The 24,348-nt window shown below is 64.2% G+C and carries 29 protein-coding genes; 15 read left to right on the top strand and 14 right to left on the bottom strand.

Annotated features, from left to right (window positions below):
• The first annotated feature begins 122 nt into the window (after positions 1-122).
• Positions 123-932 carry a helix-turn-helix transcriptional regulator gene (locus tag GRI59_RS02605; protein WP_160759637.1) on the top strand — a complete coding sequence of 270 codons (810 nt, stop codon included), beginning with the start codon at positions 123-125 and terminating at the stop codon, positions 930-932.
• A gap of 113 nt (positions 933-1,045) precedes the next feature.
• Here the strand turns inward: GRI59_RS02605 and GRI59_RS02600 are convergent, their stop codons facing one another.
• Entirely contained in the window at positions 1,046-1,582 is a 537-nt protein-coding gene (locus GRI59_RS02600; RefSeq protein WP_160759636.1) for a VOC family protein, read from the bottom strand.
• Positions 1,583-1,702: 120 nt separating this feature from the next.
• Here GRI59_RS02600 and GRI59_RS02595 point away from each other — a divergent pair, with 120 nt between their 5' ends.
• From GRI59_RS02595 to GRI59_RS02585, 3 genes are read left to right on the top strand one after another with little or no spacing between them, the layout of a single operon-like run.
• Positions 1,703-3,130, top strand: a complete 1,428-nt coding sequence (locus tag GRI59_RS02595; RefSeq protein WP_160759635.1) for an aromatic ring-hydroxylating oxygenase subunit alpha — start codon at positions 1,703-1,705, stop codon at positions 3,128-3,130.
• Positions 3,131-3,136: 6 nt separating this feature from the next.
• Complete coding sequence (locus GRI59_RS02590) at positions 3,137-3,892, top strand: SDR family NAD(P)-dependent oxidoreductase (protein WP_160759634.1); 756 nt, start codon at positions 3,137-3,139, stop codon at positions 3,890-3,892.
• Complete coding sequence (locus tag GRI59_RS02585) at positions 3,889-4,686, top strand: sugar phosphate isomerase/epimerase family protein (RefSeq protein ID WP_160759633.1); 798 nt, start codon at positions 3,889-3,891, stop codon at positions 4,684-4,686. Before GRI59_RS02590 ends, GRI59_RS02585 begins: the two co-directional genes overlap by 4 nt.
• Positions 4,687-4,689: 3 nt before the next feature.
• Here the strand turns inward: GRI59_RS02585 and GRI59_RS02580 are convergent, their stop codons facing one another.
• A complete protein-coding gene (locus tag GRI59_RS02580; protein ID WP_160759632.1) occupies positions 4,690-5,052 on the bottom strand; it encodes a response regulator in 363 nt (120 codons plus the stop codon).
• 54 nt (positions 5,053-5,106) lie between these two features.
• Between GRI59_RS02580 and GRI59_RS02575 the strand changes: the two genes are divergently transcribed.
• Genes GRI59_RS02575 through GRI59_RS02555 form a run of 5 tightly spaced genes read left to right on the top strand, consistent with a single transcriptional unit; the run spans position 5,107 to position 8,324 of the window.
• Positions 5,107-5,382 (top strand): DUF3572 domain-containing protein, encoded by a 276-nt coding sequence (locus GRI59_RS02575; RefSeq protein WP_337190241.1) that lies wholly within the window; start codon positions 5,107-5,109, stop codon positions 5,380-5,382.
• On the top strand, positions 5,379-6,008 hold the full coding sequence (locus GRI59_RS02570; protein ID WP_160759631.1) for an HAD family hydrolase: 630 nt from the start codon (positions 5,379-5,381) through the stop codon (positions 6,006-6,008). Before GRI59_RS02575 ends, GRI59_RS02570 begins: the two co-directional genes overlap by 4 nt.
• Complete coding sequence (locus GRI59_RS02565; protein ID WP_160759630.1) at positions 6,005-6,463, top strand: RidA family protein; 459 nt, start codon at positions 6,005-6,007, stop codon at positions 6,461-6,463. The genes GRI59_RS02570 and GRI59_RS02565 overlap by 4 nt, the downstream gene beginning before the upstream one ends.
• Entirely contained in the window at positions 6,460-7,188 is a 729-nt protein-coding gene (locus GRI59_RS02560) for a glycerophosphodiester phosphodiesterase family protein (protein ID WP_160759629.1), read from the top strand. Before GRI59_RS02565 ends, GRI59_RS02560 begins: the two co-directional genes overlap by 4 nt.
• Positions 7,185-8,324 carry a GNAT family N-acetyltransferase gene (locus GRI59_RS02555; RefSeq protein WP_160759628.1) on the top strand — a complete coding sequence of 380 codons (1,140 nt, stop codon included), beginning with the start codon at positions 7,185-7,187 and terminating at the stop codon, positions 8,322-8,324. The genes GRI59_RS02560 and GRI59_RS02555 overlap by 4 nt, the downstream gene beginning before the upstream one ends.
• A gap of 6 nt (positions 8,325-8,330) precedes the next feature.
• Here the strand turns inward: GRI59_RS02555 and GRI59_RS02550 are convergent, their stop codons facing one another.
• A complete protein-coding gene (locus GRI59_RS02550; protein WP_160759627.1) occupies positions 8,331-8,675 on the bottom strand; it encodes a sel1 repeat family protein in 345 nt (114 codons plus the stop codon).
• Positions 8,676-8,951: 276 nt separating this feature from the next.
• On the opposite strand from GRI59_RS02550, the gene dksA reads away from it, so the two are divergent.
• From dksA to kynU, 6 genes are all read left to right on the top strand, one after another.
• Positions 8,952-9,410, top strand: a complete 459-nt coding sequence (gene dksA, locus GRI59_RS02545) for an RNA polymerase-binding protein DksA (protein WP_160759626.1) — start codon at positions 8,952-8,954, stop codon at positions 9,408-9,410.
• A 189-nt stretch (positions 9,411-9,599) separates the two neighbouring features.
• On the top strand, positions 9,600-9,977 hold the full coding sequence (locus GRI59_RS02540) for a PilZ domain-containing protein (protein WP_160759625.1): 378 nt from the start codon (positions 9,600-9,602) through the stop codon (positions 9,975-9,977).
• Positions 9,978-10,054: 77 nt separating this feature from the next.
• Entirely contained in the window at positions 10,055-11,518 is a 1,464-nt protein-coding gene (locus GRI59_RS02535) for an ABC transporter substrate-binding protein (RefSeq protein ID WP_160759624.1), read from the top strand.
• Between the two features lie 38 nt (positions 11,519-11,556).
• Positions 11,557-11,952: a DUF4112 domain-containing protein gene (locus GRI59_RS02530; RefSeq protein WP_237440648.1), complete on the top strand. Its 396-nt coding sequence runs from the start codon at positions 11,557-11,559 to the stop codon at positions 11,950-11,952.
• A gap of 42 nt (positions 11,953-11,994) precedes the next feature.
• Positions 11,995-12,786 carry a tryptophan 2,3-dioxygenase gene (locus GRI59_RS02525; RefSeq protein WP_160759622.1) on the top strand — a complete coding sequence of 264 codons (792 nt, stop codon included), beginning with the start codon at positions 11,995-11,997 and terminating at the stop codon, positions 12,784-12,786.
• Positions 12,783-14,006: a kynureninase gene (gene kynU, locus GRI59_RS02520; protein ID WP_160759621.1), complete on the top strand. Its 1,224-nt coding sequence runs from the start codon at positions 12,783-12,785 to the stop codon at positions 14,004-14,006. The genes GRI59_RS02525 and kynU overlap by 4 nt, the downstream gene beginning before the upstream one ends.
• Positions 14,007-14,173: 167 nt before the next feature.
• On the opposite strand, the gene GRI59_RS02515 is transcribed toward kynU, so the two are convergent.
• The 11 genes from GRI59_RS02515 to GRI59_RS02465 all read right to left on the bottom strand — a co-directional run bounded on the left by GRI59_RS02515 (position 14,174) and on the right by GRI59_RS02465 (position 24,257).
• Positions 14,174-15,076, bottom strand: a complete 903-nt coding sequence (locus tag GRI59_RS02515) for an SDR family oxidoreductase (RefSeq protein WP_160759620.1) — start codon at positions 15,074-15,076, stop codon at positions 14,174-14,176.
• 137 nt (positions 15,077-15,213) lie between these two features.
• On the bottom strand, positions 15,214-16,422 hold the full coding sequence (locus GRI59_RS02510; RefSeq protein WP_160759619.1) for an acyl-CoA dehydrogenase family protein: 1,209 nt from the start codon (positions 16,420-16,422) through the stop codon (positions 15,214-15,216).
• A gap of 38 nt (positions 16,423-16,460) precedes the next feature.
• Positions 16,461-17,216 (bottom strand): ThuA domain-containing protein, encoded by a 756-nt coding sequence (locus GRI59_RS02505; RefSeq protein WP_160759618.1) that lies wholly within the window; start codon positions 17,214-17,216, stop codon positions 16,461-16,463.
• Between the two features lie 99 nt (positions 17,217-17,315).
• Positions 17,316-18,086, bottom strand: coding sequence for an SDR family NAD(P)-dependent oxidoreductase (locus tag GRI59_RS02500; RefSeq protein ID WP_160759617.1), 771 nt, complete (start codon positions 18,084-18,086; stop codon positions 17,316-17,318).
• The gene (locus GRI59_RS02495; RefSeq protein WP_160759616.1) at positions 18,083-19,234 is read right to left on the bottom strand and encodes a thiolase family protein; all 1,152 of its coding nucleotides are present in this window, start codon (positions 19,232-19,234) and stop codon (positions 18,083-18,085) included. Before GRI59_RS02495 ends, GRI59_RS02500 begins: the two co-directional genes overlap by 4 nt.
• A complete protein-coding gene (locus GRI59_RS02490; protein WP_160759615.1) occupies positions 19,231-19,656 on the bottom strand; it encodes a Zn-ribbon domain-containing OB-fold protein in 426 nt (141 codons plus the stop codon). Before GRI59_RS02490 ends, GRI59_RS02495 begins: the two co-directional genes overlap by 4 nt.
• Before the next feature lie 12 nt (positions 19,657-19,668).
• Positions 19,669-20,751, bottom strand: coding sequence for an acyl-CoA dehydrogenase family protein (locus tag GRI59_RS02485; protein WP_160759614.1), 1,083 nt, complete (start codon positions 20,749-20,751; stop codon positions 19,669-19,671).
• Between the two features lie 5 nt (positions 20,752-20,756).
• Positions 20,757-21,998, bottom strand: a complete 1,242-nt coding sequence (locus GRI59_RS02480; protein ID WP_160759613.1) for a cytochrome P450 — start codon at positions 21,996-21,998, stop codon at positions 20,757-20,759.
• Between the two features lie 98 nt (positions 21,999-22,096).
• The gene (locus GRI59_RS02475; protein WP_160759612.1) at positions 22,097-22,474 is read right to left on the bottom strand and encodes a limonene-1,2-epoxide hydrolase family protein; all 378 of its coding nucleotides are present in this window, start codon (positions 22,472-22,474) and stop codon (positions 22,097-22,099) included.
• Positions 22,471-23,247, bottom strand: a complete 777-nt coding sequence (locus GRI59_RS02470; RefSeq protein WP_160759611.1) for a ThuA domain-containing protein — start codon at positions 23,245-23,247, stop codon at positions 22,471-22,473. The genes GRI59_RS02475 and GRI59_RS02470 overlap by 4 nt, the downstream gene beginning before the upstream one ends.
• Positions 23,247-24,257: an NADP-dependent oxidoreductase gene (locus tag GRI59_RS02465; protein WP_160759610.1), complete on the bottom strand. Its 1,011-nt coding sequence runs from the start codon at positions 24,255-24,257 to the stop codon at positions 23,247-23,249. Before GRI59_RS02465 ends, GRI59_RS02470 begins: the two co-directional genes overlap by 1 nt.
• Positions 24,258-24,348 lie beyond the last annotated feature (91 nt).

The raw sequence follows: 24,348 nt of genomic DNA, 5'->3' as shown, positions 1-24,348 counted from the left end.
TCCTCTGTCAATTTCGCTAGCCCCGCAGGCCGCCCGTTTCCCCTACGTAAATAATGAGGACAAACGGAAAAATTGCGCTAGTGTCCCGAATCAGAAAACAATGAGAGGAGCAAGGCCTGATAATGGCTACTAATGTTGTCGAACTGCGCACGCCGCAAGGCCGCGAGTCGCTTGAACGGCTGCTCGATTCTGTCACCATCACCTGCCCGGAAGATATTCACGATGCTGCGCTGAACCTCGCCCGCATCGCGCAGGAGCGGGGGATGCAGATCGCGGTGTGCGATGACATTTCCTCGAAGGAGCCGATGGTCGATGCCGACGGCACAGTCCTCAACGCCGATATCTTCCGCTGGCTGGATGATGGTGCGCGCTGGTGGGAGGATCACCGTCTGGCGCTCCATTCACCTCTTCCGCGCGCCTGCCGCTATGAAAGCGAGCCGTTCTGGGCCAACGCTCAGGGCTTTAACACGCGCTGGCGCAACCATTATCTGGCCGAGATCGACCTCAACGATTTCGAAAAACGCTCCCTGTGCAAGGCCGCGATCGTAGTGCCGGTGCATCTGCCGTTCGGCCAGATTTCGGCCTCGAGCTTCATTTCGATGGACCGCGAGAAGGAAGACCTCTCGGCTGAATTCGCCGAATATGGCGCGCTGTTCGCGATGGTCACGCGCTGCTTTGTCGCCGGTTACGTGCAGGCTAACCGCACCAAGCGGCGCATCCCGTCGGACTGCGTGCTGTCCAAGCGTGAGGTTGAATGCCTGCGCTGGGCCGCGATCGGCAAGACCGACAAGGAGATCAGCATGATCCTCAACCGGTCACACGCCACGATCCGCTACCACATCCACCGCGCGGGCGAAAAGCTCGACTCGGTGAACCGCGCGCAGACGATCTTCAAGGCGGGGCAGCTGGGCTATTTGGGCGCGTCTGACTGATCATTCCCCCGCCCCGGGTTTCACCCGGGGTCCCGCTGTCGTTTCTCTAGCGATGCGATCGAGCAGGTAGAAAGCTGGGCCCCGGGTCAAGCCCGGGGCGGGGGATTTGCCTCTTATCCCAGCTTCCGCAGCGGTTCGCTCCCGTCCCAGCCCACACCCGCAGCCTTGATCATGCCGAACAGGTCCGGCCCGTCCTTGGCCTGCTGGAGAATCTCCACCAGCGTGCCGGGGCCGCCGCCGGCATCGACGTAAATCGCCTGACTGGTGCCAAACGTCCCTTCGATCATCACCTCGGCGCCTTCCTCCTCGCAGACCCGCCGCGCCTCCGCGATGTCGTCGACCAGAATGCAAACGTGATGGAGGCCATTGCCGGTCGCCCCGTACTCGCCGGTGTAGACCGAAGGATGATTATCGCGCGGGCGGATGAGCTCGATCTGCAAGTCGCCCCAATAGGCCAGCGCCAGATCAAACACCGCATTGGTCGGCTCGCCGCGATATTTCATGCCATCGAGGTGGATGCCTTCGATGATGAAGAACGGGCCGACGCCCATCACCTGCGTCCAATGCGCCACCGCCGCATCGAAATCCTCCGGCACGAAAGCCAGCTGCATTATGTCGCCCAGCGCGGCGATCTTTCCCGGCAAAGCCATATTCCTCTCCAATCCGCTAGGGTGACCCCTTGCCGAGACTGTGTGATATTCCCTCCACGAAACACTGCACAAAGTGCGAGGATGAGGACGGGGACCACCCCGAAAGGACACTTCAGGCCGATGAACGAGATCAAGGATATCGCCCGCGCTGATCGCTGCCCGGGGATCAGCTACACCGACATGCTCAACGGCGACACGCGGCGTCCGCCCGATTACCTGTTCGAGGAAACCACCATCGAGATGGGGGACGAGCCGCTGTCGGTTGCGCCCTATATCTCTGAGGACTTCGCACGTCTGGAACGCGAGAAGCTGTGGCCCAACGTGTGGCTGTTCGCCGCGCGGGAGGATGAACTGCCCGATCCGGGCGACACGGTGGTGTTCGACATCGCGGGCAAGAGCTTCCTGCTGATCCGCCAGAAGGATGGCGGCGTGAAGGCCTTCTACAACGCCTGCCTGCACCGCGGCCGCAAGCTGCGCACCGAAAGCGGCCAGTCGGTCCAGCTGCGCTGCCCGTTCCACGGCTTCACGTGGCGCAATGACGGGAGCCTCAAGGAAATCCCCTGCGCGTGGGACTTCAAGCACTTGGAAGGCAAGGACATGGACCTGCCCCAAGCCCGCGTCGAGCTGTGGCAGGGCTTTGTCATGCTCACCGAGAACCATGCCTTGCCCGATTTCAAGACCTGGCTCGGCCCGGCTGCCTCGCATTACGAGCGCTATGACTTCGGCAACCGCTACACCGGCATGTGGGTGCAGAAGAAGATCCCGGCCAACTGGAAGGCGACCGCCGAGGCCTTCATGGAAGCCTGGCACTCGATCACCACCCACCCGCAGCTCCTCGCCTTCCTCGGCGATGCCAACACGCGCTACGACCATATCGGCGATCACTTCAACCGCGCGATCACGCCTTCGGGGGTGCTGAGCCCGCATGTGAAGGGCAAGAATTCGGACTACGTGCTGGAGAAGATGAACGAGTTCTCCGGCGGGCAGGACGCCCGCACCAACCGCCGTTTCAACGCCAGCGAAGAGCCGGTCGAAGGCTATGACGCCGATGATCCGCTGGCGGCGCGCAAAGTGCTGGCCGAGGCCGGGCGCAAGGGCTTTGCCGAAAATTACGGCTATGACTATTCGGACGCGTCGGACACCGAGATCCTCGACAATTTCACCTACAACATCTTCCCCAATTTCTCGCCTTGGATCGGCTTCCTGCCGACGCTGGTCTACCGCTGGCTGCCGGGCGACACCCCCGACTGGTGCATCATGGAAATCCGCCTGCTGTTCCCGACCCCCAAGGGTCAGGAACGCCCCCGCGCGGTCGCGCCGACCTACATCCCCGATGACGAGCCCTTTGCCTGGGCCAACGACATCATGGGGCCGCAGCTGGCCAATGTGTTCGATCAGGACATGGCGAACCTTCCTTATGTGCAGGAAGGCATGAAAAGCATGCGCGACGGGTTGATGGAGCTCGGCCACTATCAGGACAGCCGCGTGCGCCACTTCCAGACCACGCTGATGAAATATGTGAACGGGGAGCTGCCTGCGGCCAAGTAGACCCGCATGAGCTTCTCCTTCGACCTTTCCGGCCGCACCGCGCTGGTCACCGGCGCGTCCTCGGGCCTTGGCACCCGCTTCGGGCGCATTCTGGCCGCGAGCGGCGCGAAGGTTGCACTCGGCGCGCGGCGGGCGGACCGGCTCGCGGCGCTGGCGGCCGAGATCGGGCCTCCCGCCGCTGCCGTCACCATGGACGTCGCGCGCGAGGCGGACATCATCGCCGGGTTCGATGCGGCGGAAGCGGCCTTCGGCGGCCCGGTCGATACCGTCATTGCCAATGCCGGGGTCGATGGCGCGGGGATGGCGACCACCATCTCGGAAGACGAGATCGAACAGACCCTCGCCATCAACTTGAAGGGCGCGATACTTACGGCTCGCGAAGGCGCGCGCAGGATGATGGCGCACCGGGTGACGGGCGGCCGGATCGTGCTGATCGCCTCGATCACCGCGTTTGAACCCTCCCCCGGCCTTGTCGCCTATGCCGCGTCCAAGGCAGGCGTGGTGCAGGCGGGCCGCACGCTGGCGCGCGAATGGGCGCGGGCCGGGATCAACGTCAACACCGTCTCCCCCGGTTACATCCGCACCGCGATCAACGATGCGTGGTTCGACACCGAGGGCGGCCAGAAGCAGATCGCGAAGTTCCCCAAGCGCCGCCTGATGGGCGAGGAGGGGCTCGATGCGATGATCCTGTTCCTGTGCTCGGACGCGAGCGAGTTCGTGACCGGCACCGACTTCGTGCTCGACGACGGGCAAACCTTGTGACCAGACGGCTGATCTCGCTCGCCGCCGGGATCATGCCCGAGGCTACCCCGGCCCAGCTGATCGAATGCGCCGCCGCATCCGATTTCGACTTCGGCGGGATGTGGGTCGAGAAGGACACCTGGACCCCGGCGACCACCCGCGCCATCCGCGCGCAGGCGCGCGACGCGGGGGTGGAGCTGCTCGATTGCGAGGTCGCATGGATCATGCCCGGCGCGCCCGATCCGTGGCTGACCGAGCTGGTCGGCATCGCGGCGGAGCTGGGCGCGCGAAACCTGTTGTGTGTCTCGAGCGACCCCGACATGGCCGCCACCGCCGCCAAGTTTCAGGCGATGGTCGATGCGGCCAAGGGCACCAGCGTCAGGGTCAACCTCGAATTCGGCATCTTCACCGAGGTGAAGACCATCCACATGGCCCGCGCGGTATTGGAAGCGGTCGAGGGCGAGGCCAAGGGCTTGCTGGTCGATACGCTCCACTGGGCGCGGTCGGGCGGGACGTCGGAGGACTTGGCGGCGATCCCGCGCGAATGGTTGAGCTACTGCCAACCCTGCGACGCGCCTGCGGACGGCCCGGACCTGACCAGTTTCGATGCGATCATCGATGATGCGATCAACTGCCGGATGCCGCTCGGCCAAGGCGGGCTGGCGCTTGGCGCGATGGTGGATGCGTTGCCCGATCACTTGCCGATGGCAATCGAGGAGCGCTCAGCGGCCCTGCGCGATGCTTTCCCCGATCTCAATGAACGCGCCCGTGAATGTGCCCGCACCAGCCGCGCGTGGCTTGCCGCGCGGGGGTGACGCCTAGACCAGCGCGTTGACGGCGCTCATGAAGGGCCCGATCGAGACCGGCTTGGAGAGATAGCCTTCCGCGCCCGCTGCGCGAATCCGCTCCTCGTCGCCCTTGGCAGCGAAGGCTGTCACCGCCAGCACGGGAATACCCGAAAGCCGGCGATCACGCTTGGCCGCTTCGATCAGATCGACTCCGGAAATGCCGCCCAGCTGGATGTCCATAATGATGAGATCAGGCGAGGTATCGCGCGCGGTTTGCAGCACCAGATTTCCGTCCGCCACCGGCTCCACTTCGAAGCCGTTGGCGCGCAAGACGTCACAGAACAATTTCCTGTTGAGGTCATTATCCTCGACAACCATGATCCGCTTTGTCACTGCTCGCCCCGCATTCACTCCCTCTACGATTAACCTTGCCCGAAGGACAGGACAATCCCACCTCGCGCCCCATCCGAGCCGGTCAACCCGCAGACGCTGGCGCTGGCGGCCTTGGGCTGGGTGCTGGAATGCGAGGACCGGGCGGCGCGCTACCTTGAATTGACCGGCCTTGATCCCGATTCTCTGCGGACAGGGCTGGGCGATCCGATGATCCTTGCCTCCGCGCTCGAATTTCTCGCCAACCACGAACCCGATCTGATCCGCGCGGCCGAAGCTCTGGCTGTGACGCCTGAGGAACTGGTCGCCGCCAAGGACGCTTTGCAATCATGACCCGCCCGCTGATTATCTCCGATTGCGACGAAGTGCTGCTGCACATGGTTGCCCCGTTCAAGGATTGGCTGGAGGCATCGCAGGGCGTCAGCTTCAACCTCGAAGGCCACAATTTCGCCGAGGCGCTGCGCTGGCAGGCGAGCGGCGAAGTGCTGGCCCCGCCCGATATCTGGAAGATGCTGCGCAGCTTCTTCGATAACGAGATGGACAGCCAGATGCCGATTGCGGGCGCGGTTGAGGGTATCAACACCCTCGCCGAAAAGGCCGATATCGTGATCCTGACCAATCTGGTCGATGCCCACCGTGATGCGCGCGCCGCGCAGCTCGCTAAGGTCGGCATCAACGCGCGCGTGTTCACCAACCAGGGCCCCAAAGGCCCGGCGCTGAAGGCGATCATTGATGAATATGCACCCACCCGCGCGCTGTTCATCGACGACCTGGCGAAGCACCATGCCTCGGTCGCCGAGATCACGCCGCAAGTCACGCGGCTGCACCTGTGCGGCGAACCGATGATCGCCCACGCGATTGATTGCGCCCACAAATCAGGCCACGCCGAAGCCCGGATCGACCGCTGGGACGAGGCCCTGCCGTGGCTACTGGAACGACTGGAGGATACAACCACATGACAACCACCCGCGCACGCCTTGCCGAACTCGGCATCACTTTGCCCAGAGCGGCTGCACCTGTTGCCAGCTATGTGCCGGTGGTGGTGCATGGCGGCATGGCCTATGTTTCGGGCCAGCTGCCATTTGTCGATGGCGTGGTGGTCAAGGGCCGCTTGGGTGACGATGTCAGCGTTGCCGATGGTCAGGCCGCCGCCCGAGCATGTGCTTTGATGATCGTCGCCCAGTTGGAAGCGGCTGGCCTGCTTGAGCAGGTTGAGCGGATCGTCAAGCTGGGTGCCTTCATCAATTGCACAGCCGATTTCACCGACCAGCCCGAAGTCGCCAATGGCGCGTCGGACCTGATGGAGCAGGTGTTCGGCGGCGCCGGGCAGCACGCCCGCGCAGCCGTAGGCGTGCCCGCTCTGCCGCGCGGCGCGGCGGTCGAGGTTGATGCGATTGTCGCGCTGAAGGCATGAGCGCAAGGCGCGCTCCCGAATGGCTGACCGCGTGGGAATATGCCCACCGCGGGCTGCACGGGGACGGCGTGCCGGAGAACTCGCTGGCGGCTGCTGAGGGCGCAATTGCGGCAAGGCTGGGGATCGAGTGCGATATCCAGATGTCGGCCGACAATGTGCCGATGGTATTCCACGACTGGGCGCTAGATAGGCTCACCGGCACAGACGGCATGGTCGCGAGCCGCACCGCTGTTGAGCTTGAAGCGCTCGCCCTGCTCGGTACCAATCAGCATCCCGTGCGGCTGGCGCAGTTTCTTGAACTAGTCGCGGGCCGGGTGCCGCTACTGATCGAGATCAAGTCGCTGCCCGGTTTCAATATCGCCAATTGCTGCGCCGAAGTCAGCCGCGTGCTCGCCAACTACGCGGGGCCGTTCGCGGTGATGAGCTTCGATCCGCGCATGGGGGCATGGGTTCGCAAGCACGAACCCGCCTTCGTCCGGGGGCTGGTGGGGACCGATACTCTCGATCATGGCTTTCTCAGTGCCTGGCGCGCGCCCGGTGCCTTGGAGCAGGCTGACCCTGACTTTCTGGCGATCGACATCCGCGATCTGCCCAATGCCCTGACCGATTTGTGGCGCGCCGACCGGCGCCCCCTACTTAGCTGGACGATCCGTTCGCCCCACTTGCGCAAACGCGCCTTGGCGCACGTCGACGCCCTGATTGCCGAAGGCGAAGGGCTGGCATGAGCGATCAGGGTCTGACTGTCCGCATCGCCCCATCGGTGGGCAGCTTCGACCGCGAGGAATGGAACGCACTGGGCGGGAATGACAATCCCTTCGTCAGCCACGAATTCCTCACCGCGATGGAGGATTCCGGCAGTGTCGGCCCCGGCACCGGGTGGGAGCCTGCGCCGATTGCCATCACTGATGATGCGGGCAAGCTGCTCGCCGCCATGCCGTCCTATGCCAAGGGGCACAGCCAAGGCGAATATGTGTTCGATCACGCCTGGGCGGACGCGTGGCACCGGGCTGGCGGGCGATACTATCCCAAGCTCCAGATCGCTGCGCCGTTCACGCCTGCGACCGGTCCGCGCTTGCTGCTGTCGGATCCGAGCCTCGCCTCGCATCTGCTGAAGGGCGCGGAGGCGGTGTGCCTCCAGAACAAGATGTCCTCGGCCCACGCGACCTTCATCACACCCGAACAATTGCCGCTGTTCGAGGAAGCGGGCTGGCTTTCGCGCGCCGATATCCAGTTCCACTGGTTCAACCGTGGCTATGCCAGCTTCGATGACTTCCTCGCCGCCCTCTCATCGCGCAAACGCAAAGACCTGCGCAAAGAACGCGCGGCGGCGGTGGAAGGCCTGACGATCCGGCATTTCACCGGCGCGGACATCACCGAGGCGCATTGGGACGCGTTCTGGATTTTCTATCAGGACACCGGCGCGCGAAAATGGGGCCAGCCCTACCTGACGCGCGAGGCTTTCAGCCTGCTGGGCGAGCGGATGGGGGACCGGATCATCCTGATCCTCGCCTACGACGGGGACGAAGCGATTGCTGGTGCGCTCAATTTCGCCGGGCGCGATGCGCTTTACGGGCGGTATTGGGGCTGCACCCGTGAGGTGCGGTTCCTGCATTTCGAGCTGTGCTATTATCAGGCGATCGACATTGCGATTGCGCGAGGCCTGCCATGTGTCGAGGCGGGCGCGCAAGGCGGGCACAAGCTGGCGCGCGGTTATGAGCCGGTGCAGACGCTTTCGGCCCACTGGATCGCCGATCCCGGCTTCCGCAGCGCGGTCGCCGATTTCCTTGAGCGCGAGCGGGCAGGCGTAGCGAGCGATCAGCTCTACCTCGGCAGTCGCACGCCGTTCAGGAAGGGCGACTAACCCGCCTTACGCTGCGCGCTGGCGACCTTCGGCGAGCCACTGGCGTGCGCGGCGCTGGGCTTCGGCGATTTCGCGTGCGGTCATCTCGTCGGAGATATCGGCGCGGCAATGGGCGGCATCTTCATGTCCGCGTGCAGCAGCGAGGTTGAACCACTTGTGCGCTTCGATCAGATCGCAGGTCGCGCCGTTGCTTCCGGTCGAGAAGGCCACGCCCAGATCGAAGCAGGCCCCCACTTGACCTTGGCTCGCCGCAGCCAGCCATGCGCCCAGCATGGTCTCGCCCGTAATGTCTGCTTTCAGCAGTGCTTCGTTACTCCGTGAAGCGTTCGCGCTGATTGCGATGATTGTCATGATTTGGTCCCCGTCAGTCACCAGATCGCCCCCAAGCGACCTTCCGTGCAACGAGAAGTGCGGCTGTTATGGTCAAAAATTAGTTAACGCCGGTTGCACTTTGTCGCGGCACGGCTTTTGCCCCCACTTCATTCCCAAACCCGCTTGTGCGCTCTCAGGGCCTTGCCTATAGGGCGCGCATTGCTTCAGCTTGCTGGGACCAAGTGAGCCAATGAAAAAATTCAGGGCGTCAGGACGCGAAGGTCTTCCCAGCGGCTCACGGGATGAGACACCTTGATGCCAATTTCCGCGTCTGACGACATCGACGTCCTCGAAAAGGCCAAGCGCCTTCTGGCTCCGGACTATGTCCCGAGCGAGGACGAGGAATATATGAATGAACGCCAGCAGACCTATTTCCGGATGCTGCTGCTCGAATGGAAACGTTCCATCCACTCCGCCGCCGGGCAAACGCTGCAATCCTTGCAGGATGGCCCGATCCGCGAAGCCGACCTCACCGACCGCGCCTCGAGCGAAACTGACTGGGGCATCGAACTGCGCACCCGCGATCGTCAGCGCAAGCTGGTTGCCAAGATCGACTCTGCGCTGCGCCGGATTGATTCGGGCGATTATGGCTACTGTGAAGTCACCGGCGATCCGATCGGGCTGCGCCGGCTGATCGCCCGGCCGGTCGCGACCATGACGGTCGAGGCGCAGGAAGCGCACGAACGGCGCGAAAAGATCTCGCGCGACGACTGAGCGTAAATCTCCCTTCAGCACCTTGTGCCGCGCTGGGACGCCTCAGCACAAGCCACGGTTCCAAGGGCAGATTTTTACCTCGCGTTAACCGCGAATGCCGCACCAGCAATGGCGCATTGTGGCGTGCCGGTTTAGGCTGCGTCATCTGATTTGCTTGATTGAAGTTCCGCTGAGGAGGCGATCCTTAAGATGACAGGAGTTGAGACACGCAGTGTCGCACGCGACAGCCTGTTTTTGCTGGCCGAAATTCGGGTCGAGCAAAGCGCGGAGACTCACCGTGCGCGGGTGCGCAATCTTTCGGATGGCGGGATGATGGGCGAAGGCCAGCTGCGCGTTCAGCGCGGGCACCGCGTCGTGGTCGAGCTGCGCAATATCGGCGCTGTGAACGGCACCGTCGCCTGGGTGCAGGACAATCGCTTCGGGGTCGCATTCGATGAGGAAATCGATTCCCAGAAGGCGCGCCGTCCGCTCCAGACCAACGAAGGTCACGAGGCAACCATCGTCAAGCCATCGTGGAGCCATCGCGCCCCGCCGCCGCCCGAGCTGAGCACGCTGCGCAAGATTTGAGCCTATTGCGGGCTTTGCCCCGCTGCGTGTTCCACCACAAGCTGACCGCCGCGTTTCAACCTGCTAGGCAGGCTGCGATGCGATTCTGGTTTCCTCTGATTGCTGCACTGGCGACATGGTCCTGCGGCCCATCTGGCGGCGGCGGGCCGGTCGCAGTCGCGGTCATCGGCGCGCCTGACGATCCGTTCGAACAAGGCGTGCGCCTTTCACCAGCCGCGCAGCACATGCGCGCAGCCACCCGCGAAGGGCTGGTCGCGCTTGATCCGGTGGGTCAGGTGGTCCCCGCCATCGCCGAACGCTGGATCGTGACCGAGGACGGCCTCAGCTACATCTTCCGCCTGCGCGACAGCACCTGGCCTGGTGGTGATGAGATCACCGCGGCTGACGTCCGCGAACAATTGCGCGCCGGACTCGTCCGGCTGCGCGGCACCTCGCTGGGGCTCGATCTGGCCAAGGTGCGCGACATCCGGGCGATGACCGGGCGGGTGATCGAAGTGCGGCTCTCCTCGCCAATGCCCGATTTCCTGCGCCTGCTGGCTCAGCCCGAACTCGGGCTGGTGCGTGGCAGCAACGGGGCAGGGCCGATGGCCATGTCGCGCGACGAGGATAGCACAGTCGCCCGGCTCACGGCACTTCCGCCCGAATCCCGCGGCCTGCCAGCGCGCGAGGATTGGGAAGACATCGCCCGCCCGGTAGAGGTGCGGGCGCTATCGGCGCGCAATGCCGTGGCGGCGTTTGCGCGCGGAGAGGTCGATCTGGTGCTCGGCGGCACGCTGATCGATTTCCCGCTGGCCGAAGTCGGGCCGCTATCGCGCGGGACGATTCAGGTCGATCCGGCGCTCGGCCTGCTGGGGCTGGTGGTGCGGCGTGAGACCGGGTTCCTCGCCGATCCCGCCCGGCGCGAAGCCTTGTCGATGGCGATTGACCGGACTGCGCTGATCCGCAGCTTTGGGCTGGCTGGCTGGCGTGAAAGCAGCTGGGTCGTCCCATCCGAGATCTTCACGGACGCACCCTATCCCGAAGATCGCTGGAACGGCGCTTCGATCGAGGAGCGCCGCCGCGCTGCCGCCGCAAGAGTAAGCGCTTGGGCCGGGCCGGGGCGCGAGGCAACCGTGCGCCTCGCTTTGCCGTCCGGGCCGGGGGGCGATCTCCTGCTGCGAGAATTGGCATCGGCCTGGGGCGAGATTGGTGTGTCCGTGCGCCGGGCTGGGAAGGGCGAGGCCGCCGACCTCGAGCTGCGCGATACGTTGGCGCGGTACACTTCGGCACGCTGGTATCTCAATCAGTTCAACTGCGGTCTCAATGCGGGCTTGTGCGCCCCCGAAGCCGATGAGCTGGTGCGCCAGTCCCTGACCGAGCGCGATGCCGCTGCGCGCGAACGGTTGCTCATCGAAGCCCATGCAGCACTGGTCGAACGGGAGGTCTACATCCCGCTCGGCGCCCCCGTGCGCTGGTCGCTGGTGCGCGGCACAATCCGCAATTACCTCCCCAACGTGTGGGGGATGCACCCCTTGTTCCCGCTGTCAGAGCCCACCACCTAAGAGGCATGGAAATAGAGCAACCCCGCCGCCCTCAGCCGATGACCTTCACGCTGCCCACCGGCACCGATCCCGCATCGGTGCGCGCGCGGGTGGTGGCGATGGAAAAGCTGCTCGAACGCAGTTTCGTCATCCCCGGCGTCAACATGCCCGTCGGGCTGGATGCGCTGATCGGCCTGGTGCCGGTGCTGGGCGAGATCGTGACCACCGCGATGGGTGCCTATATCATCTGGGAAGCGCGCAATCTTGGCCTGTCCAAGTGGAAGCTGGCGCGGATGGGGGCGAACGTGTTGTTCGACACCGCGATTGGCGCAATCCCGTTGGTGGGTGATGCGGTAGACCTTGTGTTCCGGTCCAACACCAAGAACCTCAAGATCATCCTCAAACACATCGACAAGCATCACCCGGAAACCCGCGTGATCGAGGGACGAATCTAGCGGGAGTTCCCTCAGGGCAACGGGCGCGCTAGGAGCGCAGCCATGAGCGCTGACGTTACCTATGCGAGCTATCTCGACCTTGGCCGCATCCTCGCCGCCCAGCATCCCGCGTCCGATGCGCATGACGAGCTGCTGTTCGTCGTCGTCCATCAGGCGAGCGAGCTGTGGCTCAAGCTGTGCCTGCACGAACTGACCGCCGCGCGCGAGTGTATCGAGGCGGATAATCTGCGTCCCGCCTTCAAGATGCTGGCGCGGGTGGCGCGGGCGCAGCAGCAATTGATCCAGAGCTGGGATGTGCTCAGCACCATGACCCCGCATGATTATTCCGCGATTCGCCCGCATCTCGGCGCATCGAGCGGGTTCCAGTCGGCGCAGTACCGAATGATGGAATTCATGCTCGGCGGGCGCGACGGCAAGCATGTGCGGCTCCACAAGAACAACGCCGACTGGGCTGAGCGGCTGGAGGCGGAGCAGGGCCGGGCGAGCCTCTATGATGCGGCAATCCGGTTGCTGGCGCGGCGCGGGTTCGCGATTGATGCGGCCGCACTAGAGCGCGATCCGGCCGCGTCCTATGCCCCCAATGCCAGCGTCGAGGCAGCGTGGGCGGAGATCTACCGCGATCCGCAGCCACACTGGGATTTGTATGAACTCGCCGAAAAGTTGGTCGATCTGGAGTACCATTTCCAACGCTGGCGGTTCGGGCATCTGAAAACGGTCGAGCGCATCATCGGCTTCAAGCGCGGCACCGGCGGCACCCCCGGCGTGCCCTATCTCGAAGGCGTGCTGAAGCAGGCCTTCTTCCCCGAATTGCTCACCGTCAGGACAGCGATATGACCCCGGAAAGCCGCGCCGCCGAGTTCGACGCTGCCGATCCGCTGGCGGGCTATCGCGAGCGGTTCACGCTGCCGGAGGGCGTGATCTACCTCGACGGCAACTCATTGGGAGCACTGCCCAAGGACACCCCTGCGGCGCTAACGCGGGTGGTGGAGAGCGAGTGGGGCGAAGGGCTGATCCGCTCGTGGAACAGCGCTGGCTGGTTCGACATGGCGAGCCGCATCGGCGCCAAGATCGCACCCCTGATCGGTGCCGCCCCGCATGAAGTGATCGCCTGCGATTCGACCAGCGTGAACCTTTTCAAGCTGATCGCCGCCGCGCTCCAAATGCGCCCAGGCCGCAAGGTGGTCTTGTCCGAACCCGGCAACTTCCCGACCGATCTCTACATGATCGCCGGCCTGGAAGCGCAGGGCCTTGCCGAGCGGCGGTTGGCCGACCGGGACAAGCTTGCGCAGGCGCTCGATGGCGATGTGGCGCTGCTGATGCTGACCCATGCCCACTACAAGACCGGCGCGCTGCACGACATGGTGAAGCTCACCCGCGCCGCTCATGAGGCTGGCGCTTTGGTGCTGTGGGACTTGTCGCATTCGACCGGGGCGCTGCCTGTTGACCTCAATGGCATCGGCGCGGATTTCGCTGTGGGTTGCGGTTACAAATACCTGTGCGGCGGGCCGGGCGCGCCGGCCTTTGCCTTCGTCGCTGAGCGGCATCAGGCGGACTTGCAACAGCCGCTGACCGGCTGGTTTGGCCATGCCGCACCCTTCGCCTTTTCCGACGATTACGCGGGCGCACCGGGCATCGACCGGCTGCAATGTGGCACCCCGCCGGTGCTGGGGCTGGCGGCGCTTGAGGTGGGGGTCGATCTGATCGCCGCAATCGGCGTCGACCGGCTCTACGGCAAATCGCAGGCGCTGTCGGAGTTCTTCCTCGAAAGCGTGATGGCGCATGACGTGCACCTTGAACTGGTCAGTCCGCCCCGCAGCACTGATCGCGGCAGCCAACTCTCGTTCCGCCATCCCGAGGCCTACGCCATCTGTCAGGCGCTGATCGCGCGCGGCGTCATCGGTGATTTCCGTGCGCCTGATGTGCTGCGACTTGGCTTTGCGCCTGCCTATCTGAGCTTCGCCGATATCGCCGCCGCCGCGCGCCATCTGGCCGAAGTGCTGGCATGGTGCGAATGGCAGCGCCCCGAGTTCCACCAGCGCGCAGCTGTGACCTGACGGTTCACAGCGCGGGCTGCTCATCGTGTTGGAGACACATGAGACACTGTCCAGGAAAGGAAAACCGGTTCGTCCCGGCCCGACCATGAAAGGGCGGAATTCGGGGGGAAATTGCGTCATGCCGGAAGGTTGGCAGAACTCGGCAAAGTAGGAAAGGGCGCGCCCGTTCAGCCGGTCGTTCGTTCGGCCTTGTCCTTCTCGTTCGTACCCTTGATCATCGCGCGCATCTGGTCCCATTCTGCATCGCCCAGCGCGTGAAGCATCGGGTAGAAGGTGCCGCCATTGGCCTGGAAGCCCGCGCCGTCGATGGCGATGGTCTGGCCGTTCACATATTCGGCGCCTTGTCCCATCAGGAACACGGCGAGGTTGGCGAGTTCATGCATCTCGCCCGCGCGGCCCATCGGATTGAGGTCGTTCTTCGAATTGCCGCCCTGCCCGCTGGGTGACAGGCGTGCGCTCATGCCCTTGGTCGGGAAGAGGCCGGGGGCGATGGCGTTGAAGCGCAGGCCATAGCGGCCCCATTCGGTCGCAAGGCTCTGGGTCATGGCATTGATGGCGGTCTTGCTCATGGCAGACGGCACCACGAAGGCGCTGCCCGACCACACCCAGGTGGTGAGGATCGAGAGGAAGCTCGCCTTCTTCTTCTCGGCAATCAACCGCTTGCCGATGTCGAGCGTGACGTAGAAGGTGCCGCGCATCACGATGTCGGCAATGGCGTTGAAGCCGTTGACCGAAAGGTCTTCGGTGCGGCTGATGAAGTTGCCCGCCGCGTTGTTGACAACCCCGGTCAAAGCCCCGCCATCGGCCCAGATCGCATCGACCATCGCGTGGATCGCATCGGCATCGCGGATGTCGCAGGCCATGCCGGCAATCTTGCCTCCATGCAAAGCAGTGAGTTCCGCCGCAGTCTCATCCAGCTTGTTCTGGCGGCGACCGCAGATGTAGACGGTCGCGCCCAGCTTCAGGAACGCCTCGGCCATCTCGCGCCCAAGGCCCGTGCCGCCGCCGGTGACGAGAATTCGCTCGCCCGCCATCAACCCATCGCGGAACATCAGCTTCGAAGCGTCCATCTTAGTTTCCTCTGTTTTTCGTCATTGCAAGCCGCCGAAGGCGGCGTGGCAATCCATGGCTCGACCGTGCAATTGCGAGCGCCGGTTCATGGATTGCTTCGTCGTTTCACTCCTCGCAATGACGAGTAAGAGCTATCTCAAAGCCCCAGCACGGTCTTGGCGATGATGTTCTTCTGCACCTCGTCCGAGCCGCCGAAGATCGTCGCGGCGCGGTTGTTGAGGTAGCGTCCCATCGCGGTCTGGGCATATTCGCTCCCGACCGGTTCGGGCGCTTCATTGCCGTATAGTGGGCGCTCCAAGGGCAATTGCAGCGCGTCGGGCCCGAGCAGCTCCAAACGCAGCACATCGACCTGCTGGCCGATGTTAGAGCCGAGCAGCTTCACCAGTGACGTTTGCGGCCCCGGCGCCCGGCCTTTGGCGAGTTCGGCGAGGATGCGCAGTTCGGTGATCTCCAGCGCCTCGGCCTCCAGCCTGACGCGGGCCAGCCGGTCGCGGAAGCGCGGATCATGCGCGAGCGCGCCATTGACGCCCGAAGGCTGGGTTTGTGCGAGGTTTTCCAGCCGCTCGATCGATTGCAACAGGCGTGGGGCGTAGCACGATCCGCCGCGTTCGTTCTCCAGCAGGAACTTGGCGATGCTCCAGCCCTGTCCTTCTTCGCCGATGCGGTTTTCCGCAGGCGTACGGGCATCGGTGAAGAACACCGCGTTGACTTCATGATCGCCGGACATCGAATGGATCGGTGTCACCGACACCCCCGACTGGTCCATCGGCACGAGCAGGAAGCTGATCCCGGCCTGCTTCTTCACGGTCGCATCTGTGCGCACCAGTGCGAAAATCCAGTCGGCATGATGCGCGTGGGTGGTCCAGATCTTGGAGCCGTTGATGACATACTCGTCGCCATCAAGCCGCGCGGCGGTTTTCAGGCTGGCGAGGTCGGAGCCGCTGCCGGGCTCGGAATAGCCCTGACACCAGTAATCATCGCCCGACAGGATGCCGGGGAGGAAGCGCGCCTTTTGTTCGGGCGTGCCGAATTCGCAGATCACCGGGCCGACGAGGCGCAGGCCGAGGATCGCCAGCGACGGAGCGCCCGCCAGCGCGCATTCCTTTTCGAAGATGAACTTCTGCGTCGGGCTCCAGCCGGTGCCGCCGTCGTCCTTGGGCCAGTGCGGAGCGACCCAGCCCTGGCGGAACAGGATGCGGTGCCATTCCATCCCGATATCGGGCTCGACGAACACCCCCGGCGTGCGGCGTGCCCCGTCGCGCAGCCGTGCGGGCAGGTTATCCTTGAGAAACGCACGCACCTCTTCGCGGAAGGCGATGTCCTCGGGGGAGAAGTCCATATCCATGTCAGTCGAGTCCCACTTCTCGTAATCAGTCCAGCCGCTCAGGCCCCGTCGCGCATCGCCCAGAGTATCGTGCGCCGCAGCAGATCATAATAAACATCGTAATTCCACGCGCACATTTCCTTATGCGGGTAGAAATCAGCCATGCCGGGCAGGTCATAGTGGCCACGGCAATGGCCCAATGCGTTGTAAACGATCTGCCCTGCGCCGATATCCCTCGTATAAAGGATAGGTACGGTGGTGGTCGGCCATTGGCTGTGCGTGAAGCCGGTGGCCTCGCCTTCGAAGGTCGTCTGCATCAGGGTTTCGATCGGGGCAGTGGTTTTGGAGAGGTATAGCTCGTCCACCACTTCGAAGTTCTCAATCCCCTGGGTCAGCTCGTGATCCTTATTGACCACCTCAACCGGGAATTTGCCGATCGGCGGGTGCGCAACAAACTGCGTGCCGAGCATCTCCATCACGTCCGGGCGATCATCGGGCGCATCGACCAAGCCTTCGGCGGTGAAGACCAGGATCGAATTGGTGCCGTGGAGCGCCATCCACTTGCCGCCCTTCTCCATCCACGCCTTGATCTGCGCGGCTTGTTCAGGCGTGGGCATCAGGTCGCAGGTATAGGTGATGAGGAAACGGCAGGCATCGAGCCGTTCGAGCCCCGAATAGTCGCAGGCCACCGTGGTGCGGATATGCGGGTGTTCGGCCAGCAGCTTGAGGATCTCGATCCGCGGGAAGTCGATATCGTGATACTTACCCGCGGCGATGAAATGCGCGTCGATGCGGGTGGCGGGTTGTTCGGCCATGATTAGCTCCTGATGCTACCGCCGCCATCGACTGGCCGGCGGCGCGGGTGCAAACGCTGGGTCCGGGTGGCCGGGCTGTGAAAATGCGCTTTGGTCACGTTAGCTCCTGATGCTCCCGCCGCCATCAACGGTTAGGTCGCAGCCCGTGGTGAAGCTCGCATCATCGCTGGCGAGGAACACGACCGCGCGGGCGACTTCCTCCGGCTCGCCAATACGGTTCATCGGGTGGGTGGCGGCAAAATTGGTTTCGATGTTCTCGGGCGTGTCGGCGCCGGAAAATTTATAGCGATTGTACATCGGCGTGCGGATCGCGCCGGGGTGGACCATGTTGGCGCGGATCGGCAGGCCCCGTGCGGCCAGATCAAGCGCAACCGACTGGGTGAGACCGCGCAGGCCGGTCTTCGACGCTGAGTAAGCAGCAACGAACGCCGCCGGGCGCAGCGCGATCATCGAGCCGATGTTGACGATGGCGCAGGGTTCTCCGCTGGCTTCCATCGCCGGGATCGCAGCCCGCATCCCGTAGAACGGGCCGTGGAGGTTAATGTCGATGGTGCGATGCCACACGTCGAGATCGCCATCGGGCACGTTGCCGGGTTCGGAGATGCCCGCAATGTTGCACAGCACGGTGAGCTTGCCGAAATGGCCGCGCGTGGCGGAAACGGCAGCTTCCCACTGGTGCAGGTCACGCACATCAAGCAGGCAGGCCGCCGCGCGCTCGCCCAGTTCAGCGGCCAGGTCTTGCGCCTTTTCCAGCTGCACATCGCCCAGCATCACGCTGCCGCCCTCGGCGATGATCAGCCGCGCGACAGCAGCCCCGATCCCCTCCGCGCCGCCCGAGATCAGCGCGACCTTGCCCCGCATGCGGCTCATTCGCGTTCCAGAATGGCGACGCCCGAAAGCCCCGGCGCGCCGTAGACGTGGGAATAGCCGAACCGCGGTTTTCCGGGCACCTGCCGTTCGCCGCCGCGCTGGCGCAGTTGGGTGACATTTTCGTAAATCTGCCGGAGACCCGAAGCCCCGACGGGCTCGCCGCACGCAAGGCAGCCGCCATCGGTGTTGACCGGCAGCCTGCCGCCAATCTCCGACCAGCCATTGGCGAGCCACTCTTCCTGATCGCCATCCTTGCAGAAGCCGTTTTCGGCCATGTGCATGATCTCTGCGCCGCTTTCGGTGTCCTGAAGCTGTGCGACCGAGATGTCCTCGGGTCCGACCCCGGCCTTCTCGAACGCGGCCTTCGACGCGAGCACGGTGGGCTTGCCGCCTTCCTCGATACTGATGCCGGCCTGGAATACCTCGAAGGAGTTGGGCGGGCGGGTTTTCACCGAGACCGCACGGATCTTGACCCCGTCCGCGCCTAGTTCCTTCATCTTCTTTTCCGAAGCGAGGATCAGCGCCACCGCGCCTTCTGCGGGCGAGCAGAACATATATTTGGTCAGCGGGTCGTTGATCATCGGCGCGTTGAGGATCGTCTCCAGATCGACCGGGCTGCGCCGCCATGCGTGCGGCGTCAGGGTGCCGTTGCGAAACGCCTTTTCCGCGACCCGGCCCAGCGTCGTGCGGCTGATGCCGTGCAGCTGCATATAGCGCTGGATCTTGAGCGCGAAGAACTGCGTGGTCAGCATCATGCCGGTTTGGCCGTACCATTCGGGCAGGCCGTAATCGGCGGGCTTGGCGTTGAATGCGCCGCGCGGGTGCTTGTCGAAGCCGACGGCGAGCGCGAGGTCATACATCCCGCTCGCAATCGCCTGCTGCGAGGCGGCGAGTGCGCTGCCGCCGGTCGCGCAGCCATTGGCGACATTGGTAAAGGGCAGGCTGGTCAGCCCCAGCTCGTTGACCATGATGTCGGCATTGCCCGCCGCTGCCGAGCCGCCATAGGCGCATTCGATGTCGGGCCATTCGAGCCCGGCGTCGGCCAGCGCCTCGCGCACCGCATGTACCCCCTGCTCGCGGCCTGAACGGCCGTCTGTGCGCCCGAAGGGGTGGATGCCTGCGCCGATGATATAGACGTTCTCGCTCATGCGGCTTTACTCTCGATTGCGGCGACCGGGCGGAAGGCGAAGGTGTCATGCGTCATGTTGAACGGCACGATGCAGAATTCGAGCTCCATGCCGAGGTGCAGGTCTTCCAGCCGCGCATCGACGATCCGGCTTTCGACGATCACCTCGCCGGGCAGTTCGACATAGCCCAAGAGGAAGGGCTGAAAATCGGGCGGGCCTTCGCCGGGGCCGGAGCCGGGGCCTTCATAGGGCTCTTTCGGCAAAAAGCCCTGCGAGGTCCATGACCACAGCTTGCCCCGGCGTGACAGCTTGTAGGGCTCCACGCCCGCAGCCGCATCGCCGACCGGCATCGGGAACACCACTTCGCCAGACGGCAACTTGCCGCCCATCAGGTGCGGTTCCGGCCCGTCGCTCCACAGGTTTGGGTCGATCTTCTGTCCCATGTCCAAGCCCCCTCAGGCTGCCAAAGCATATTCGGCGAGCACGGTGTCGACGTCACCGAATAACCGGGCGAGCACCAGCACGCGCTTCAAAGCATGGCCGATCGCCAGTTCATCCGTGATCCCCATCCCGCCGTGCATCTGCACCGCTTCGCGCGCGATGGCGTCGACATTCTCGCCGATGAAGGCCTTGGCCCCGGCGGCGGCGCGCTGCCACTTGGCGGGATCGGCCCGGTCGGTCAGCGCCGCGCGCAGTAGCATCGAGCGCGCCTGTTCCTCGCGCGCATAGCAATCGACCAGCCGGTGCTGGAGCGCCTGGAAACTGCCGATGGCGACGCCGAACTGTTCGCGCTCCTTCACGTAAGTCAGCGTATCGTCGAGCAGGCGCTGGCCCAGCCCGACCATCTCGGCGGCGGCATAAAGCCGCATTTCGGCGGCGACGGCAGCAAGCCCCTCGGCGTCCAGCGCCAGTTTCGTGGCGGCAGGCGTGCGGGTCAGTTTCAACTCGCCCGCGATGCTGCCGTCGGCAAGGCGATAGGCCCGCACTTCCAGCCCCGGCGCGCCCTTTGGCACGAGGAAACAGGCGGTCTCCCCGCCCATGTCGGCGGTGACGATGAACAGATCGGCGATCAGCGCGCCCATCACCATCGTCTTTTCGCCAGTGAGGGTGACGCTGCCCTCAACACCATCGGCCTTCATGCCCTTGGCCTTGAGGCTGTAGCGCTGGCCGCGTTCGGTCCAGGCGAGGGTGGCGATGGTTTCGCCCGCCAGCACGCCGTCAAGCGCCTCGGTCGCGCCGCCGCGTTCCAGCAGCAGTGCGGGCAGGATGCCGTGTTCCAGCAAGGGATCGGGCGCATTGGCCTTGCCGATGGCTTCCGCCACCAGCGCCAGATCCACCGCCGAGCCGCCCATGCCGCCCGCATCTTCGCTCGCAGCGAGCGCGATCAGGCCCATCTCGGCCAATTGCTGCCAGCGCGCACGGTCATAGCCCGTGGGCGAAAGCCGCAGCTTGCGCCGGGCCTCCACATCGACCGGCGCGGCGAACCGCTCGACCGAGGTCACGAACATCTGCTGTTCTTCGGAAAGGTCGAAATTCATGTGCGTCAGGCTTTCCGCGTGAACGTGATCGGCAGGTGGGTCACCCCGCGCAGCAGGATATTGGGCAGGATGCGGATTTCATTCTCGTCCGCCACCGCGAAGTTATCGAGCCGTTCGAGCAGCTCGTCGAAAGCAACCAGCATTTCCTTGCGGGAAAGCATGTTGCCCACGCACATATGCGGCCCCTTGCCGAAGCTGAGATGGGTGCGCGCATTCGTGCGTTCGATGTCGAACCGGTCGGGATCGGGGAACTTGGAAGGATCGCGGTTGGCCGCGGCATAGCGCAGCTGCACCACGCTGCCCGCCGGGATCGCCATGCCGCCCAGCTCGGTGTCCTGCTTGACGATCCGCCACATCCCCGCCGTCGGCGTTTCGTAGCGCAGCGCCTCTTCGACGAGGTTGCCGATCACCTTGGGATCGCGCCCGCCCGCTGCCGCCTTGGCTTTCGCCATCTGATCGGGGTTACGGATCAGCTGGAGCAATCCGCCTGCCAGCGTCGAGGTGGTGGTCTCGTTCCCCGCCACCATGAATTGCTGCATCAGCGACATGATCTCGGGATCAATCAGCGGGGTCTCCCCCTCGATCCGCGCTTCGACCAGATCGGTCAGCAGGTCATTGCCGCCATTGGCGCGGCGATCGTCGATCAGGCCCTTCATGTAGTGCTGGAATTCGACAAGGCTGCGCGCGCATTCGAGCTTGCGGTCGTGATCCACCATCTGGCTGAAACGGTCGACCGCCGCATCGGACCAGCGTTTCACCCGCTTGGGATCGTCATCAAGCCCGATCTGCCCCGCGATCATCGCGACCGGCAGCGGCACGCCGAATTCCTCGACGAATTCGCATTCCCCCCGGTCGGCAAAGGCCTCGATCAGGTCGATCGATTTCTGCCGCATATCGGCCTCGATCGCGTTCACACGCGGGGCAGAGAAGGCGAGGTTCACCAGCTTGCGGTTGCGGGTGTGGACCGGATGATCGGCGGTGAGCAGTGTGGGCAGGTCAGGCCAGCCTTCAGCCAGAATGGCCTGAATATCCTCATCCGCCTCACGCCCCATCAGCGCGGTGAAATCGTTCGAGAAGATTTCCGGCTTGGTGGTCGCCTCGCTGCACAGGTCGTAGCTGTAGACGACGTAGGTGTTCATGCCTTCGAGAAGTTCGATCGCAACCCCGGCCTCGTGCATGGCGCGGTAATGGTCGAACGGATCGATCAGTGTTTCAGGCGCAAACACGTTGCCTTGTGGCTTGTTCATGTGAGGCGGCTCCAGACCCTTGAATATTAGGTCGCAAGCCTAGCCATGACCCCGCCTACGTTGCGATGCGCGTTTGTGTTAGGATTGTGCGGAGAACATCACTCTGCGGCGAATTCGCGTACAAATTCAGCCATGTCGAAATAGTCGCGCCAGCCGATGATGAGGCCGTTTGCGTCGATCTCGAAGGTGCCCATCACCCGAACTGCGGCGCGGCGGCCGTCCTTGAAGTTGAACGCGTCCGTACGCTCGGTCAGGACGGTGTTGCCGTTCGCGGCGATGGCGTGGGTCTGCCAGTCGCAGGATGCGATATCGGCCAGAAATCCGGCAACCATTTCGCGCATCGCGGCGGTGCCGTGGACCGGCTCCATCGGAATGTTATGGTAGACGATCCCTTGCGCACACAGGGCCAACATCGCGTCAATATCGCAGGCATTCCAGTGGCCGATAAAGGCTTCGACGGTTTGCTGGGGTGTCATGCGGTTCCTCCTGAAGTGTAGTCGAGCGCTTGGGCCAGCATCTGCCGGACATGCGGGTTGGCATAGGTCGCTGGGCCGTCGCCGCATTGCAGGTAGACGAGCGGTGCGGGGCAAGTGCGGCTTTCCCAGGCGATGCAATTGCTGCCCGGCGGGTGGTCCCATCCCTCGCGGCTGAACATCGCGCCGGCGACGGCATTGGCGGCGGAGTAGAAGTTGCCCGCTGTGAAGGTGAACCCCTCGGCCCGCATCAGCGGGATGATGGCGCTTTCGTCGATGGGGCAGAGATAAACTTCGTCGGTCACCGAGAAGCTAACGGGCAACCCGCGCGTCACGGGGTGATCGGCGATCACATGGGCTTCGTAGGCGACATCGTGGCGATAGCCTGAATCCGGCCAAGCCTCGGCCTGCCATTCGCCCGGCTGGTAGAGGAACCCGCCGCCCAGCCACTCATGCCATTCCGGCCACTCGGCCCACCCGGCCAGCGCGTGGTGCAAAGCGACCGCACCTTTGCCCGCCGCGAACCGCTTGGTGATCGCCGCCCGAAAGGTGGGCGAGGGCGGGCGCATCGTCACCGTGCCATTGGCGAAGGTGTAGCCTGCCATGTCGTAGAACAGCAGCGCATCGGCAGCAGCAATCGCCTCGGCCGCGTCGGCCTCGCCGCCTTCGGGGTGGATCAGGTGCGTGATGTCCCAATCGCCAAGCGCAGCGAGCAATTCGGCAAAGGGGCCTTCCTCATAGGGATGGCCCCCCGACAGGACCAGCAACGAGCGCATCAGGCGATCTTGAGGATCATCTTGCCGTCATTGGTGCCTGCAAACAGCCGCATGAAGCTGTCGAAGGCGTGCTCCAGACCTTCGTCGATATGCTCGTCGATGGTGAGTTTGCCCTGCGCGGCCCAGACACCCATCTGCGCGCCGCCTTCGGCGAAGCGGGGGACGTAGTCGGCCACCAAAAGCCCGCGGATATGGGCGCGCTTGACGATGAGCTGCCACAGGTTGCGGATGCCGCGCCGCTCGGTGTTGTATTCGCTGATGAGCCCGCACAGCCCGACGCGCGAATGCAGGTTCAGGTTCATCAGCCCGGCATCAAGGATGATCCCGCCGACATTCTCGAAGATCACGTCCACGCCGTCCGGGCAGGCTTCGGCGATGGCGGCGGTCAATGCGGCTTCGTCCTTGCCGCGATAGTCGATGGCCGCGTCAAAGCCGTATTTCTCGATGAGGCGCGCGCATTTGGCGGGGCCGCCCGCGATGCCGACCGCACGGCAGCCGTGGATCTTGGCGAGCTGGCCCACGAGCGATCCCACCGCGCCCGCCGCGCCGCTGACCAGCACAGTCTCACCGGCCTTGGGCTGGCACACTTCGAGGAAGCCGAAATAGGCCGTCATTCCGACAGCACCGAAGATCGACAGGTAGTTGGTGACGCTCGGCACCACGGTGGGGTCAATCGGCTGAGTGAAACCGCCGACAGCACTGACCGAGTAATCCTCCAGCGCGTTGAGGCCCATCACCCATTGCCCGGGCGCAAAGCCTTCGGCGCGGCTTTCCTCGACCACGCCGATGGTGCTCGCCCGCACCGGATCGCCCAAGGGGATCGGCGGCATGTAATTGCCTTCCGCATCCATCCACCCGCGCATCGCCGGATCGAGCGAGGCGTAGTGGTTGCGGATCAGGAACTGGCCTTCTTCCAGCGCGGGCGTGGGTTCGGTGACGAGTTCGAAATCTTCCTTGACGGGCGTGCCATCAGGGCGGCGTTGCAGCAGGAAACGGCGGTTGGTCGGCATGGCTTATTGTCTCCATTCCCGCTCGCCCTGAGGTTGTCGAAGGGCCGCACTTCTCTTCTCAAGGGAAGAACAAGGCTTCGACAGGCTCAGC

The organism is Erythrobacter ramosus, from assembly GCF_009828055.1.
Taxonomy (GTDB): Bacteria; Pseudomonadota; Alphaproteobacteria; order Sphingomonadales; family Sphingomonadaceae; genus Erythrobacter; species Erythrobacter ramosus.
Note: the sequence above shows the minus strand (reverse complement) of the source record. Positions and strands in the feature narration are given on the sequence as shown.